The following is a 13,031-nucleotide window of genomic DNA, read 5'->3' as shown; positions in this document are numbered from 1 at the left end:
TTTATTATCTAAAAAATACATAAAAAAAGAACCTCAATAACTGAGGTTCTTTTTTGTTTATAAATAACGTTCCTGAAAAATCTTGGTATGATGTTTTTGATGCGCTATAATTAAAAAGCCTAACGCTCGTACCGTTACAATATGTCCTGATGCTACTCCTCTTTTTACTAAATCATCTTGAGTAAATGATTTGAAAAGTAATAGTGTGGCATGGCGTAATGCCGACATCTCGGTAAGCAATGATTGTAGGCTTCTGTCATTAGCATGAGCATTATCGACATAACTATTTTCATCAAACCCTACTAATTCAGTACTATCACCACGTGAAAAGCGCATGGCACGATAGCTAAATACTCTTTCGACATCTATCAGGTGTTGTATTATTTCTTTTATAGTCCATTTACCCTCGGCATATCGATAATCGTGCTTGCCCATGGGTATATCTTGTACAAATTTTATAAATTCATGCACACTTACTTCAAGTCCTTCAACAAGTGTCCAGGTATCATCTACATTTGGTAAATAGGCATTATAATAAGGTGCATACTCGTCTATTTGCAATTGGCTTACTCTCATAAATTTAAGCAGAATTTCTGCTGGCATTAATATTCCCGAAAAGGGAACGTGTTACTATTTTTTCATATACTTCTAGTAATGTATCGGGTTCATTACCATTTTTCATTTCTCTAATTTTATTTAAGGCATATTGCTGAATAGTAAGTAATGGTCGTACTATTTGCTCTCTTATTTTTACTGAGGCTCTACCATCAGGGTAGTTTTCCATAAGTTTTTTATAGCCTGAAATTTTTAGCAATAAACGATTTGTTTCTTTAAATTCCTCATAAATAATTTGCCAGAATTCGCCAAACTCTTTATCGTCGCGCATATAGGCGGTAAGCGGAAAAAATGATTTAGTTAAGGACATCATACTATTTTCTACTAAAGTTCTAAAAAATAGTGAGTCTTCATACAAATCAGCTACTTTATCCCATTCATCATTTTCTTCAAAGTGTTTTAAAGCATGACCAAGTCCATAAAAACCTGGTACATTTTGTTTGAGCTGGCTCCATGAGCCTACAAAAGGTATGGCACGCAAGTCGTTAAAATCCAATTCTGCCGATTTACTTCGTTTTGAAGGACGGCTACCTATATTTGTTTTAGCATAATAATTTAGCGTACTCATGTGCTCTAAATAAGGCAAAAACTTAGGGTGTGCTTTAAAAGCAGCATATTTCTCATAGCTCAATTTTGCCAATTCATCAAATACATCTCTTTGTGGCTGTGTAAGCTGTTTTTTATCTTTATTAAATACTCCATTAGTAATACCCGCACTCAATAAGTTTTCTAAGTTATAACGGCACGAATCGAGCGTACCAAAATTAGAACTAATAGTTTGCCCCTGTATAGTTATTTGTATTTCGTTATTTTCTATAGTTTGTCCTTGTGATGCATAAAACTTATGTGTTTTACCCCCGCCACGTGCTGGAGGTCCGCCCCTACCATCAAAAAATATTACTTTAATGCCATACTCGCGTGCCATAAGGGTTAAGCTCTCTTTAGCTTTATATATACTCCAGTTTGCCATAAGGTAGCCACCATCTTTTGTACCATCACTAAAACCAAGCATTATGGTTTGCTTGTTACCACGTGCTTTTAGGTGTGTGGCATATTTTTTATTTTCATATAGCGACTGCATCACTTTGTGTGCATCTTTAAGATCATCAACCGTTTCAAAAAGCGGTACAATATCAGCTGTAGGATTTTGCCAGCCTAATAGCTCAAACATCGCTAGTACTTCTAGTACATTATGTGCACTTTCGTTATTACTTATTATATATCTATTACAACCATTTTCGCCATTTTTTTCTTGTATGGTTTTCATTGCGGTAATAGACTCTAATGTAAAGCGAGTATTATTATTTTCAAACCATGAGGCTTCTATACTATTATTCTTTATTTTTTCGAGTGCTTGTAATTTTTCTTCTTCGTTAAAAGTTGCGTAATCTTTTAAAGTAGCATCTCCTCTACTTATAAGTTTTGTTATAATATCATTAAAAACAGTATCGTGTATATGACTGTTCTGTCGTATATCTAGCGAAGCGAAGTAATAACCAAAAACAAGTGTTTTGTTTATAAGTGTATCTATTTCATCTAAATATAAAGACTGATGATGGTCGATTATAATTTTTCGTATTGCTGCCAGTCCTGACTGGAACTCTTGTAATGATATATAAATATCTCCATCAGAATAAAATACAGAGCGATACAATCTTTGTTCAATATCAGTTACTAAAGGTTCTACTCCTGTAAAAGTAAGTTTACGCTTTAGTTTTTTAACATCTGTATAATAACATTTTAATATTGATGTTCTTAGTCGGTCGGCTACTTTTAGTGTAATATCAGTAGTTACAAAAGGGTTACCATCTCTATCTCCTCCAGGCCAAAACCCAAATGATAATGCACCATGATTTATGGGGTCTCCCTTATATATAGTGTCTTGTATGTACGATAACATATCGCCTGCTGTTGGGTAAAAAACATTTTCTAGATACCATACTAAGCTAACGGCTTCGTCATAAGGTGTTGGTTTTTCTTGCTTTATAAAAGGGGTTTTACCCAGTTGTGCCAATAATGTTTTTATCTGAGATAAGTTATTATCGCGTATAGCTGCAGTAAGATCGGTAATTATACCCAATACAGCCCCAGGGTAAAACTGTGTGGGGTGTGCGGTAAGTACCGTTCTTACTTGATATTCCTGTAAAAATGTTTTTAGTTCTTCAGTAAGCCCTTGGCTTTCGGCTTTTTCTCTGCTCTCTCTTAATGACCCTCTCCCCTCTAAATTATTGAGTGTATCAAAAGCCGCATCCTCTATAGCATCAAAAAGTACTACTTGTCGTTCTACATACTGTATAAAACGAAACATTAAGTCTATTTTTTGGGATTCAGGATAACCCTGTAAGTATTTTTCTGAAAAATCATCAAATATTTGTTGAGGACTTTTATTGTTTTCGTACCCATCGTCGCATATTTCCGAAAATAAAGGCAATAATACTCCTGTATTACCTATGGCATCAAAAGGTAGTGTCATGAATATACTGTTAAACAACTGATATTTAAGCTGTACATTCTCATTAAAGCGTTCTATTCGGGTTGCGGGATACATAATTTATATTTTTGATTAAATTAATAAAAAAACCCTCATGTTATTAGCATGAGGGTATTAAATTTTTGATAAAAACGATTACATATCTTTAAATATAGTATGCATTAAACGTTTTTTATCGTTAATGCTTTCTTCAAGAGATATCATTGTTTCTGTTCTGTAAACACCATCAATATCATCTACCATAAAGATAACTTCTTTTGCATGTTTAGTGTCTCGCGCTCTTATTTTACAAAAAACATTAAACTTTCCTGTAGTAACATGGGCTACGGTAACAAATGGTATTTCATTTATACGCTCTAACACAAATTTAGTTTGTGATGTGTTATGAAGAAATACACCTACATAAGCAATAAAAGAATATCCTAATTTTTCATAGTCAAGCGTTAATGATGACCCCATGATAATACCGGCATCTTCCATTTTTTTAACCCTAACATGCACAGTACCCGCAGATATTAGCAATCTTTTTGCTATATCAGTAAACGGAACTCTAGTGTTGTCAATCAGCATATCTAATATCTGGTGATCAACTTCATCTAAACGAAACTTACTCATAAATGTGTTTTTATTTGTGTAATTATATTCAGTTCAATACTAATTTTTATTATACAATATTAAAAAAGCACTATTCTACTTCTACTCCATTTATAAATTTCCTGTCAGATCCGATAAAAAAGTTAGCTTCTGTGTCAAAATCAGGAAAATTTTCACCGTTTTTTCCTACATACCTATCTCCTTTACAATCATATTCTGCGTGTCCGACGGCAATATCTAGATTATTTATTTCTTTGATAAAAGCCTGAAACATTACATAATTCTCAAATAGAACTTCTTTGTATTGAGATGCAAAAATCGCTATTTTTTCTTTATTTTCATAATTTATGTTGACATTTTTGTATATGATATCATAAAATACATTCTTATTTTGAGGAATATTGAAATATTCATCGTTTTTGCTAACTACTATAACGTTTTCGTTAATTGAATGAAATCCCGATAATAATGCAAAAAATATAAATTTCCTTGTAACCTCTCTTTCATAGTCTTGCTGATAATGTCCTGCCTCAAATAAAACTGTAGGCACACCTGCTGCTTGAAAATAATCTCCTACACAGTTTATATTAAATGAATCATCAAAACGCCCTACCTGTTCTGGTATATAATTCTGTAAGGTATCATTCATGGCTACAATAAGATTTATAGCTTTTTGTCTATGGTTATTTATAGCTCTTTCTTCATTATAAGCAGGCGCAAGAAAAGAAACTGTAGCAGGTTTTGGTCTTCCATCTGTTTCTAAACCAAATATAGTGCGCTGATCGTGCATATTATAGCAGAAATCAGGTTTAAAAGTATTAAATACCTCTCGTAACACTTTGCTTTCAGGTTGAGATTGAGCAACTGCATCACGATTAAGATCTATTTTATTTGCATTCTCGCGAGTATATAACTTGGCACCATCAGGATTAAGTATAGGTAATATGCATAAAGTAAAATGATCTCTTATTGCTTTAGCTTCTTTAGTATCACTCTGTAACCAGTTGAGCATATCGAATAGCGCCTTGGTGGTTGTCGATTCGTTGCCATGCATTTGTGACCACAGTAATATTTTTGTTTTCCCTTTACCAGCAATTATACTATATATAGGTTTACCTAAAACAGATTTACCCACAACATTTATCTCAAATGAAGATTTTAATTTATCTAATATAGGCTCTATATGAGCGTTGGTTATATATCTTTTTTCAAGTGATTTCTCTTTGTGTTCTAAGTGTAATAATTCTAAATTCATCATACTATTAATTAGTTTACAAAAGTAAACAACATATGTTTTACAATTGTAAACAATAAAGATAAGCTTTTAAATTACAATTGTAAACCTATTATTACTGCATGATTAAACTAATCAATTAATCTAGTTATATTACATATAAAACTATAATAATCAATGATTTAATGCTTTTTAGTTAATGTTGTAGTTTATGTTTATAGGTTGATTATTATTGTTTATTTGCTATCTAACATATTATTGTTTACATTTGTAATGTAATTATATATTTACAATGGTAAACACAGACGATTTTATAAAGCGACTAGAAACTATACTCGATTATTATACTATGTCGGCATCAGTATTTGCTGATAAATTAGGTGTACAACGTTCTGGGCTATCGCATTTATTATCTGGTAGAAATAAACCAAGCTTAGACTTTGTTTTAAAATTAGTAGATAGTTTTCCTGAGGTAGATTTATATTGGCTTCTAAATGGTACAGGTAGTTTTCCTAAACAGGAAATAGAAAAAATATCTGCTAGCACTCCCCCTGCTCCATCATTTACTATTGAGAAGGATACTGTTTTAAATGATCTTTTTTCATCTAATAACGAAAGTGAAAAAATGAAGGCTAATGAGAAGTTTGAAAAAAATGAAAAATCTTTAACAGACGATAGTAATGCAATAGAACGAATAGTAGTTTTTTACAATAACGGTACTTTTAAAAATTATAGACCGCAATAAAAACCCTGAAAATATTTTAATAAATATTTTCAGGGTTCATTATAATAAAGCAAATACAAATTGATTTTGTTAATTATGACTCATAACTATATTCCTTTACATAACCTGTGACTCCTTTATATTGTTTTTCTAAAGTGGCAAAATCAATATCTTTATTACCTGTTAAGTAATATGGCTCTGCTAGCATTACTTCTTTCTTCCCATAATTAAAAGCAACAGGAATAATAGGCACATCTGCTTTTAAAGCTATATAATAAAAACCTGTTTTCCATTCTGTTACTTTTTTACGAGTACCTTCTGGAGCTATTGCCAAACGAAACACCTCTTTCTCTTTAAAAATTGCAGCAATAGCATCTACTTTATTTTCATTTTTGTTTCGGTTTAGTGGTGTTCCGCCCATCCATTTAAAATATGCCCCAAAAGGAAACTTAAAAAGCTCTTTCTTAGCCACAAAATTCATTTCCATACCTAGAATACCACGTGTCATTACTCCAATAAAAAAATCTACCCAACTGGTATGTGGAACTACTATAATAACACACTTTTTAATATCTGTACTAATAGAACCTTTTATACGCCAGCCCATTACTGTAAATAGTATAAATTGATATATTTTTTTCATATATTGTATAAAAAATTAGGCGTAAAAATAGCATATATTTACGATTAGAAAACATTTCTCGATGCTTAAACGAATACTTAGTTACTTTATCCCCATAAATATATACAAGAAAAAATCGAGCATTAGCAAAAATCTTGAAGTTACCTGGAATAATGGAGAACTAGTACTTGACTCTAAAAGTACTAATTATTCGTATGGAAGTCTACAGCGTATACTTAGAAAAGGGTTAAACTATATAGGTTATGAAAGAATCAGGAAATTTAGCAATGTACTAGTACTAGGTGTTGCTGGAGGAAGTGTCATAAAAACACTAGTTGATGAAATACAGTATGAAGGTAATATTACTGGTGTAGAAATAGACCCTAAAACTATTGAAATTGCTAATGAATATTTTGGCTTAAACGAAATTAAAAATCTTAATATTGTTATTGATGATGCTTTTGAGTTTGTATTAAAAACCAAAGAAAGGTATGATCTTATAATTATTGATATTTTTCAAGACACAGTAATGCCTAATTTCTTATTTGAAGATTTTTTCATTAATAGAGTCAACTTATTATTAAATGTAAATGGTTTTATACTGTTTAATACCATGACACTAATTAAAAAAGACAAAGAGCGTAACTTGTACTATCGCGCTCGTTTTAACGAAAACTATTCAGTAAGGATGTACCCAAAAATAGAAGACCATAACGAATTGTTTACCATTAAGAAATTAAAATAGTAAAAATGGATTTTTCAACGTATAAAACTGAAATAGAAAAAGATGGTTTTACTATAATCCCAAATGTATTCTCAGAGAATGATGTAAATACTATAGTTTCATATATAAATGAAGTTAATACTTCATCGGAAACTTTCCGTAAATCAGCAAATCTATTTGCTATTCGACAGTTTTTAAAGGAAGTGCCTAAAGTAAAAAGGGAGTTATTTAATAATAATCTCAAATCGATTGTAAGTTCTATTTTTGGAGAGGATTATTTTGTAGTAAAATCTATTTATTTTGATAAGCCCGAAGAATCGAACTGGTTTGTATCCTACCATCAAGACTTAACTATATCTGTCAACACAAAATCAGATATTGAGGGTTACAGTTCTTGGACAGTTAAACAAGGACAGTTTGCCGTACAACCTCCAATAAATGTATTAGAAAACATATATACTATTCGTATTCATTTAGATAACACTACTGAAGAAAATGGTGTATTAAAAGTAGTACCACAATCTCATAACAAAGAAATTTATAGACCTGAAACCATAGATTGGAATACAGAAACAGAAACCATATGTAATGTAGATAAAGGTGGTATCATGATTATGAAGCCTTTATTATTACACAGTTCAAGCAGAACAACCAATAATAAAAGACGTAGAGTAATACATATTGAATTCTCTAATAAAGAATTGCCACAAGAAATACACTGGGCAGAAAAATTAAGTATAAACTAATATTACAACATCTTTCTTGCCTTCTCTAAATCGTCGGGAGTATCAATACCAATACCGGCATGGCTGGTTTCTACCATTTTTATTCTTTTACCATACTCTAGGTAGCGTAACTGCTCCAGCTTTTCGGAAGCTTCGAGTGACTGCATAGGCAGGTTGTAAAAATCAAGTAATGCGTGTTTTCTAAAAGCATAAATACCAATGTGTTTAAAGTACTTCACTCCTACCCCTTTTTCTCTTGGGTAAGGTATTACGGAACGTGAAAAATAAAGTGCAAAATTTTTCTGATCGACTACTACCTTTACATTATTCGGGTTGTCTATATCCTCTTCGTCAGTAATATACATCATAAGAGAAGCTAAGTCAATTTCGTGTGCTGTATCATTTTTAAATACTTCAAGTACCTCTTCAAGCGGTTCTTTATTAATAAAAGGTTCATCGCCTTGCACGTTTACCACAATATCTACATCCATGCGCTCTACGGCTTCGGCAATACGGTCACTACCACTTTCGTGCTCTTTTATGCTCATTATGGCTTTACCTCCATTGGTTATTACCTCTTTAAAAATAATATCCGAATCAGTCACTACAAAAACATCATCAAAAAGCTCCGTTTTTACAGCAGCTTCATAAGTACGGGTTATTATGGTTTTACCGCCCAAGTCCTGCATTAACTTAGCAGGAAAACGGGTACTGGCATATCGTGCGGGTATAACGGCTATAATTTTCATAAACTTTTTATTATTCTTACAATTTTATAAGCTACTCTTCAAAATTTTCATCTTTAAACCCTATTAGGTACAGTTTATCTTTAGCACGGGTTACAGCGGTATATAACCACCTAATATAATCGGTAGTAATACCTTCGGGCAAATAAGGCTGCTCTACAAAAACAGTATTCCATTGCCCACCCTGCGATTTATGACACGTCATGGCATAAGAAAACTTAACCTGTAAGGCATTAAAGTGCGGATTATTTTTTGTTTTTAAAAACTTTTTATACTTCGTTTCGCCTTCATAATCCTTTTGTACTTCTTCATACAGTCGGTTAGATTCTTCATAGGTAAGCGAAGCCGATTCACTGGTTATAGTATCTAGTAATAGTACTGTTTCAAATGGTATTTGGTCAGGATAATCAACCATGCGTATTTTTACACGGGCAAATTTAAACCCATATAGCTCCTCTATCCTGAAAATTTCCAGTACTTCAATAATATCGCCATTGGCTATAAAACCTGCTTCGGATTTTTCGTTAAGCCAAAAATAATTATTTTTTACCACCATCAGGAAATCCCCTGCCGATAGTTCGCTCTCCCTGCCTAATATTTTGTAGCGTATTTGCTCATTATACTGGTTAGCACGCTTGTTAGAGCGCACTATAAAAGCCGTATCCTCTATACTGTAGTTATAATAGGCTTGGTTTATGGCATCTTCAATATCATAACCGTCAACAAGGCGTATAATGTCTTTAAAGCTCTTTATGCGAAACTGAAAGGTATCTACAAAAGCCGATTTTAATATCTCGCGCAGTTCGGTAGCATTATATAGTATGCCCGAGTTACTTTCTTGTCGCATTACCTCGTCAAGCTCTATTTGCTGTACATCTTTTTGATAATGAAGTCCTAAAGTGTCGATATTTAAGGCAGGACTCATATCTGAGTTTACGGGTGGTAACTGTGCAGTATCGCCAATAAAAATCATTTTGCAATTTTGTCCCGAATACACATATTGCATTAGGTCGTCTAGCAGCGAACCGTTTGCATACATTTTAGATTCTGATGCCGTATCAGATATCATGGAGGCTTCATCTACTAAAAAAATGGTATTTTTAAACTTATTAGGCTGCATGGTAAAGCCTACCGTGCCACCACTCCCCTTTTTTGGGAAATAAATACGCTTATGTATTGTAAATGCTGGCTTTTGCGAATAGCCCGATATTACTTTTGCTGCCCTACCTGTAGGCGCAAGCAGCACATATTTTTTATCGGCATCGCGCAGATGGTTAACAATAGTTGAAATAATTGTTGTTTTTCCTGTTCCGGCATAGCCTTTTAAAACAAAAAGCTCATCTTTGTTAGTATTGGTAATAAAAACGGATATCTTCTGTAAAAAAATATCCTGTTTCAGCGTAGGTTCAAACGGGAATTTTTGGCGCAGTATTTTATAAAATAAGCCTGAATTCATGAAGTGATGTAAATGCTGTTGTGATTAAAAAATCAAAGATAAGATGATTTTAAAGAGTATCCTGCCTTATCCTAAAAAAGATGTAAATTTGCTACCGTAACCGCATACTATATGAATACTGCCATTACCACAAAAAATTATAAAAAACTCATACTACAAGTAGGTCTTGGGGGTATGTCGTTTTGTGTTCTTGATACACTAAACACTGCCGTATCAAACATTAATAGTACTACGTTTTCTAAATTTCAGCCTATAGAAGATGCGCTGTGGAAGTTGTTTGTAGAACATCCTGAGTTAAAAATGGACTATGACGAGGTGGTAGTACTGCATGATAACTGCCTTAATACCTTTGTACCTAAAGCCTTGTTCGACGAAAACTTTTTGGGCAGTTACCTGCAATACAACACTAAAGTATTTGAAACCGATTTTTTTACTTTTGATGCTATTGATAACTACGAGCTGCATAATGTATATGTACCACAGGTAAATATAAATAACTATCTTATAGATCGCTTTGGAAGTTTTGAATATAAAAACACCAATAGTATATTGGTTTCAAAACTACTAGAAGCTTCTAAAAATATCGACGAAAAGCAGGTTTTTATACATATACAAGATTCTCATTTTGAAATAGTTGTAGCATATAACCAAAAGTTATTGTTATACAACTCATTTGAGTACAACACACCCGAAGATTTTTTATATTACCTGTTGTTTACGTTAGAGCAATTATCGCTAAACCCCGAAACGGTAAAAGTGATATTATTAGGAACCATAAACAAAACTAATCCGTGTTACACACTTGCTTATACCTACATTAGGAATATTTCGTTTCATGATACAGAAGCATTACAGGAAAAATACAAAATTAACAGCAACCAAGCTACACAACATTTTATACTACTTAACGCATGAGAATAATATCTGGTAAATATAAAGGTCGCAGAATAAGCCCACCAAAAAACCTACCTGTACGCCCCACTACCGATATGAGTAAGGAGTCGTTGTTTAATATCCTTAACAATCGTTTTGATTTTGAAGGGCTTAAAGTAATGGACTTGTTTGCAGGAACGGGTAACCTGAGCTATGAGTTTGGTTCGCGTGGTGCAGAGAGTATAACATCGGTAGATGGTGATTTTGGATGTATAAAATACATAAAGCAAACCGCTACAGAATTTGATTTTAATATCTCGGCTATAAAAAGCGATGTATATAAGTTTTTGGCAGGGCATAAATCGTCTTACGATATTATTGTAGCCGACCCACCGTATAACTCTGCACAAAAAGAGTTTGAGGCTGTAGTATCACTTGTTTTTGATAACGACTTGTTGCAAGAAGACGGTATGATGATTATAGAACACTCAAAACATACCACGCTAGAACACATGATGAACTGGTCGTTTAGTAAAAAATATGGCGGTTCTATATTCTCTTTCTTTGAGTTTGATAAAGATGAAAGCGAAGAAAACATTAATGAAAATACTGATGTAGAGGAGTTGTAGAAATTATGTAATTAAATATAATTAGAAATGGAAGCAGAATCAAATAAAGTTGAAGATGACGTAATAAACAATTCTAAAATAGAACATCTTTACAATCACGATTTTGGAGGTGGAAGATTTTTTCAAGTAGTTTTTTCTGACAATAACGAAACACATATAAAACTTGCATCAAAAACTTTAATGAAAATTACCTATTTAAAGGAGAGTGATGATATAGAAGGTATTGAAATTGTCAAAGCAATTAGTGGTAATGAAAAAGAAAGAATTAAATTTAGTAAATTCAACTTACAACAACTAACATGCTTCCTTGATTTTATAAAAAATATCGATTTAAAATCAATTTCTGATAGAAGAATCACTCTAGCAGATGATTCACTAAACAATATTGATTCAAAAACAAAAAAACAAATAACAACTTTACTTTCTGGAACTGAAGGCTTAGATGTTATTAAAGACTCTCTTGATAGTGGCTTAATTACTTCCCAAGATCTAGTAAATACAGGTTATCGAAAACAACAACTTAAAATATTTGAAAAGCTTTTAAACAACAAAGAATATATAGTAATCTACAAAACGGAATTTTGTAATCCAAAGACTAAAGACGAAACTGCTTGGCAACATTTTTTTAATAAAAATCAGTGGATTTTTGGATATGGCTTAGATTATAGATTTCAAGGAATTCTACAAAAAGAATTCCATGCCTCAGGTACAACTGCTAGTGGAAGTAATGGAGTAATTGGTGATTTTTTAACAGGTGATAATAATTTTACATCATTTGTTGAATTAAAACTTCCTACAACTCAATTATTTGGTAAAGATAAAAATCGTGCTAACGTATGGAAATTATCAAACGATTTATTAGAGGCTTTTTCACAAATTTTAGAACAGAAAGCTAGTGGTCAGCTTAAAATTGAAACCTCCAAAGAGCTTAATAACGATAAATCTACTCCTATAACGCAAAGAGCCTACGATTCTAAAACAATCTTAATAATTGGAAACTGGTCAGAAATAAATAAATCACCCGAACCCGAAGGCATAAAAAGTATTAAGAAAAAAACTTTTGAACTGTTTAGAAGAGATTCCCGTAATATTGAAATACTGACTTATGATGAATTATATGATAGAGCTAAATTTATTGTTGAAAATAAGAACAATGAATAAAAATAAAGCAGGTCTGTAAGCCGGATTCTGTATTTCTAAGAAAAGAAACCCTTATCATTTATCTAGGCATAACATTGCTGTTATGCTCTATCTGTCTACCCTCCAGCATTGGGCGAGCAGCCCTTAATTGCTGGTATACTTGACATTGCACCGCATAGAGTTTACCTGGTTTCACTACAGCATTACCTGTACATACTTTCTGCTGCACTTGTCCTCCCGTGTTAGCACGGTGACGGGCGTTACCCGCTATGCTGCCCTATGGTGTCCGGACTTTCCTCCCCGTAAAAACGGAGCGATAAGGCGACCTGCGGGACAAAGATAGGTTTTTAGTCCTAAAGTTAGAAAGTCTTAAAGTCAAAAGAAATAATAAACACCTTTCTTGTGCTTCTTTAACTTTTAGACTTTATAAGCTTTAAGACCTTTTAATTTTATAACTA

At 32.6% G+C, this 13,031-nt stretch carries 13 protein-coding genes and 1 other RNA gene; 6 read left to right on the top strand and 8 right to left on the bottom strand.

The window, feature by feature from the left end:
• Positions 1-57: 57 nt before the first annotated feature.
• From DVK85_RS09990 to DVK85_RS09975, 4 genes are all read right to left on the bottom strand, one after another.
• Entirely contained in the window at positions 58-603 is a 546-nt protein-coding gene (locus tag DVK85_RS09990) for a DinB family protein (protein ID WP_317048212.1), read from the bottom strand.
• On the bottom strand, positions 581-3,163 hold the full coding sequence (locus DVK85_RS09985) for a phosphoenolpyruvate carboxylase (RefSeq protein WP_114678305.1): 2,583 nt from the start codon (positions 3,161-3,163) through the stop codon (positions 581-583). The genes DVK85_RS09990 and DVK85_RS09985 overlap by 23 nt, the downstream gene beginning before the upstream one ends.
• 78 nt (positions 3,164-3,241) lie before the next feature.
• The gene (locus tag DVK85_RS09980; RefSeq protein WP_114678304.1) at positions 3,242-3,721 is read right to left on the bottom strand and encodes an Lrp/AsnC family transcriptional regulator; all 480 of its coding nucleotides are present in this window, start codon (positions 3,719-3,721) and stop codon (positions 3,242-3,244) included.
• Between the two features lie 70 nt (positions 3,722-3,791).
• On the bottom strand, positions 3,792-4,958 hold the full coding sequence (locus DVK85_RS09975) for a M14 family metallopeptidase (protein WP_317048211.1): 1,167 nt from the start codon (positions 4,956-4,958) through the stop codon (positions 3,792-3,794).
• A 268-nt stretch (positions 4,959-5,226) separates the two neighbouring features.
• On the opposite strand from DVK85_RS09975, the gene DVK85_RS09970 reads away from it, so the two are divergent.
• Positions 5,227-5,679 carry a helix-turn-helix domain-containing protein gene (locus DVK85_RS09970; protein ID WP_114678302.1) on the top strand — a complete coding sequence of 151 codons (453 nt, stop codon included), beginning with the start codon at positions 5,227-5,229 and terminating at the stop codon, positions 5,677-5,679.
• A 73-nt stretch (positions 5,680-5,752) separates the two neighbouring features.
• Here DVK85_RS09970 and DVK85_RS09965 read toward each other — a convergent pair whose 3' ends face one another.
• A complete protein-coding gene (locus tag DVK85_RS09965; protein WP_114678301.1) occupies positions 5,753-6,301 on the bottom strand; it encodes a 1-acyl-sn-glycerol-3-phosphate acyltransferase in 549 nt (182 codons plus the stop codon).
• A 61-nt stretch (positions 6,302-6,362) separates the two neighbouring features.
• Between DVK85_RS09965 and DVK85_RS09960 the strand changes: the two genes are divergently transcribed.
• Positions 6,363-7,025, top strand: a complete 663-nt coding sequence (locus DVK85_RS09960; protein WP_114678300.1) for a spermidine synthase — start codon at positions 6,363-6,365, stop codon at positions 7,023-7,025.
• Positions 7,026-7,030: 5 nt separating this feature from the next.
• Complete coding sequence (locus DVK85_RS09955; RefSeq protein WP_114678299.1) at positions 7,031-7,750, top strand: phytanoyl-CoA dioxygenase family protein; 720 nt, start codon at positions 7,031-7,033, stop codon at positions 7,748-7,750.
• 2 nt (positions 7,751-7,752) lie between these two features.
• Here the strand turns inward: DVK85_RS09955 and kdsB are convergent, their stop codons facing one another.
• The gene (kdsB, locus tag DVK85_RS09950; RefSeq protein WP_114678298.1) at positions 7,753-8,478 is read right to left on the bottom strand and encodes a 3-deoxy-manno-octulosonate cytidylyltransferase; all 726 of its coding nucleotides are present in this window, start codon (positions 8,476-8,478) and stop codon (positions 7,753-7,755) included.
• Between the two features lie 31 nt (positions 8,479-8,509).
• Positions 8,510-9,931: an ATP-dependent DNA helicase gene (locus DVK85_RS09945; RefSeq protein ID WP_114678297.1), complete on the bottom strand. Its 1,422-nt coding sequence runs from the start codon at positions 9,929-9,931 to the stop codon at positions 8,510-8,512.
• A 111-nt stretch (positions 9,932-10,042) separates the two neighbouring features.
• Between DVK85_RS09945 and DVK85_RS09940 the strand changes: the two genes are divergently transcribed.
• From DVK85_RS09940 to DVK85_RS09930, 3 genes are read left to right on the top strand one after another with little or no spacing between them, the layout of a single operon-like run.
• Positions 10,043-10,846 carry a DUF3822 family protein gene (locus DVK85_RS09940; RefSeq protein WP_114678296.1) on the top strand — a complete coding sequence of 268 codons (804 nt, stop codon included), beginning with the start codon at positions 10,043-10,045 and terminating at the stop codon, positions 10,844-10,846.
• Positions 10,843-11,433: a 16S rRNA (guanine(966)-N(2))-methyltransferase RsmD gene (gene rsmD / locus DVK85_RS09935; RefSeq protein ID WP_114678295.1), complete on the top strand. Its 591-nt coding sequence runs from the start codon at positions 10,843-10,845 to the stop codon at positions 11,431-11,433. Before DVK85_RS09940 ends, rsmD begins: the two co-directional genes overlap by 4 nt.
• Positions 11,434-11,460: 27 nt before the next feature.
• A complete protein-coding gene (locus DVK85_RS09930; RefSeq protein ID WP_114678294.1) occupies positions 11,461-12,594 on the top strand; it encodes a Shedu immune nuclease family protein in 1,134 nt (377 codons plus the stop codon).
• On the opposite strand, the gene rnpB is transcribed toward DVK85_RS09930, so the two are convergent.
• An RNA gene (gene rnpB / locus DVK85_RS09925) (RNase P RNA component class A) lies at positions 12,595-12,906 on the bottom strand. It lies immediately after the preceding gene.
• Between the last annotated feature and the right edge of the window lie 125 nt (positions 12,907-13,031).

It is taken from the genome of Flavobacterium arcticum, from assembly GCF_003344925.1.
Lineage (GTDB): Bacteria > Bacteroidota > Bacteroidia > Flavobacteriales > Flavobacteriaceae > Flavobacterium > Flavobacterium arcticum.
The sequence above is the reverse complement of the archived record's forward strand: the minus strand, read 5'-3'. Positions and strand labels throughout refer to the sequence as shown.

Bases quoted from the DNA above. Each gene is read 5' to 3' on its own strand.
- DVK85_RS09990 (WP_317048212.1), bottom strand. From the start codon at position 603: ATGCCAGCAGAAATTCTGCTTAAATTTATGAGAGTAAGCCAATTGCAA.
- DVK85_RS09985 (WP_114678305.1), bottom strand. From the start codon at position 3,163: ATGTATCCCGCAACCCGAATAGAACGCTTTAATGAGAATGTACAGCTT.
- DVK85_RS09980 (WP_114678304.1), bottom strand. From the start codon at position 3,721: ATGAGTAAGTTTCGTTTAGATGAAGTTGATCACCAGATATTAGATATG.
- DVK85_RS09975 (WP_317048211.1), bottom strand. From the start codon at position 4,958: ATGATGAATTTAGAATTATTACACTTAGAACACAAAGAGAAATCACTT.
- DVK85_RS09970 (WP_114678302.1), top strand. From the start codon at position 5,227: ATGGTAAACACAGACGATTTTATAAAGCGACTAGAAACTATACTCGAT.
- DVK85_RS09965 (WP_114678301.1), bottom strand. From the start codon at position 6,301: ATGAAAAAAATATATCAATTTATACTATTTACAGTAATGGGCTGGCGT.
- DVK85_RS09960 (WP_114678300.1), top strand. From the start codon at position 6,363: ATGCTTAAACGAATACTTAGTTACTTTATCCCCATAAATATATACAAG.
- DVK85_RS09955 (WP_114678299.1), top strand. From the start codon at position 7,031: ATGGATTTTTCAACGTATAAAACTGAAATAGAAAAAGATGGTTTTACT.
- kdsB (WP_114678298.1), bottom strand. From the start codon at position 8,478: ATGAAAATTATAGCCGTTATACCCGCACGATATGCCAGTACCCGTTTT.
- DVK85_RS09945 (WP_114678297.1), bottom strand. From the start codon at position 9,931: ATGAATTCAGGCTTATTTTATAAAATACTGCGCCAAAAATTCCCGTTT.
- DVK85_RS09940 (WP_114678296.1), top strand. From the start codon at position 10,043: ATGAATACTGCCATTACCACAAAAAATTATAAAAAACTCATACTACAA.
- rsmD (WP_114678295.1), top strand. From the start codon at position 10,843: ATGAGAATAATATCTGGTAAATATAAAGGTCGCAGAATAAGCCCACCA.
- DVK85_RS09930 (WP_114678294.1), top strand. From the start codon at position 11,461: ATGGAAGCAGAATCAAATAAAGTTGAAGATGACGTAATAAACAATTCT.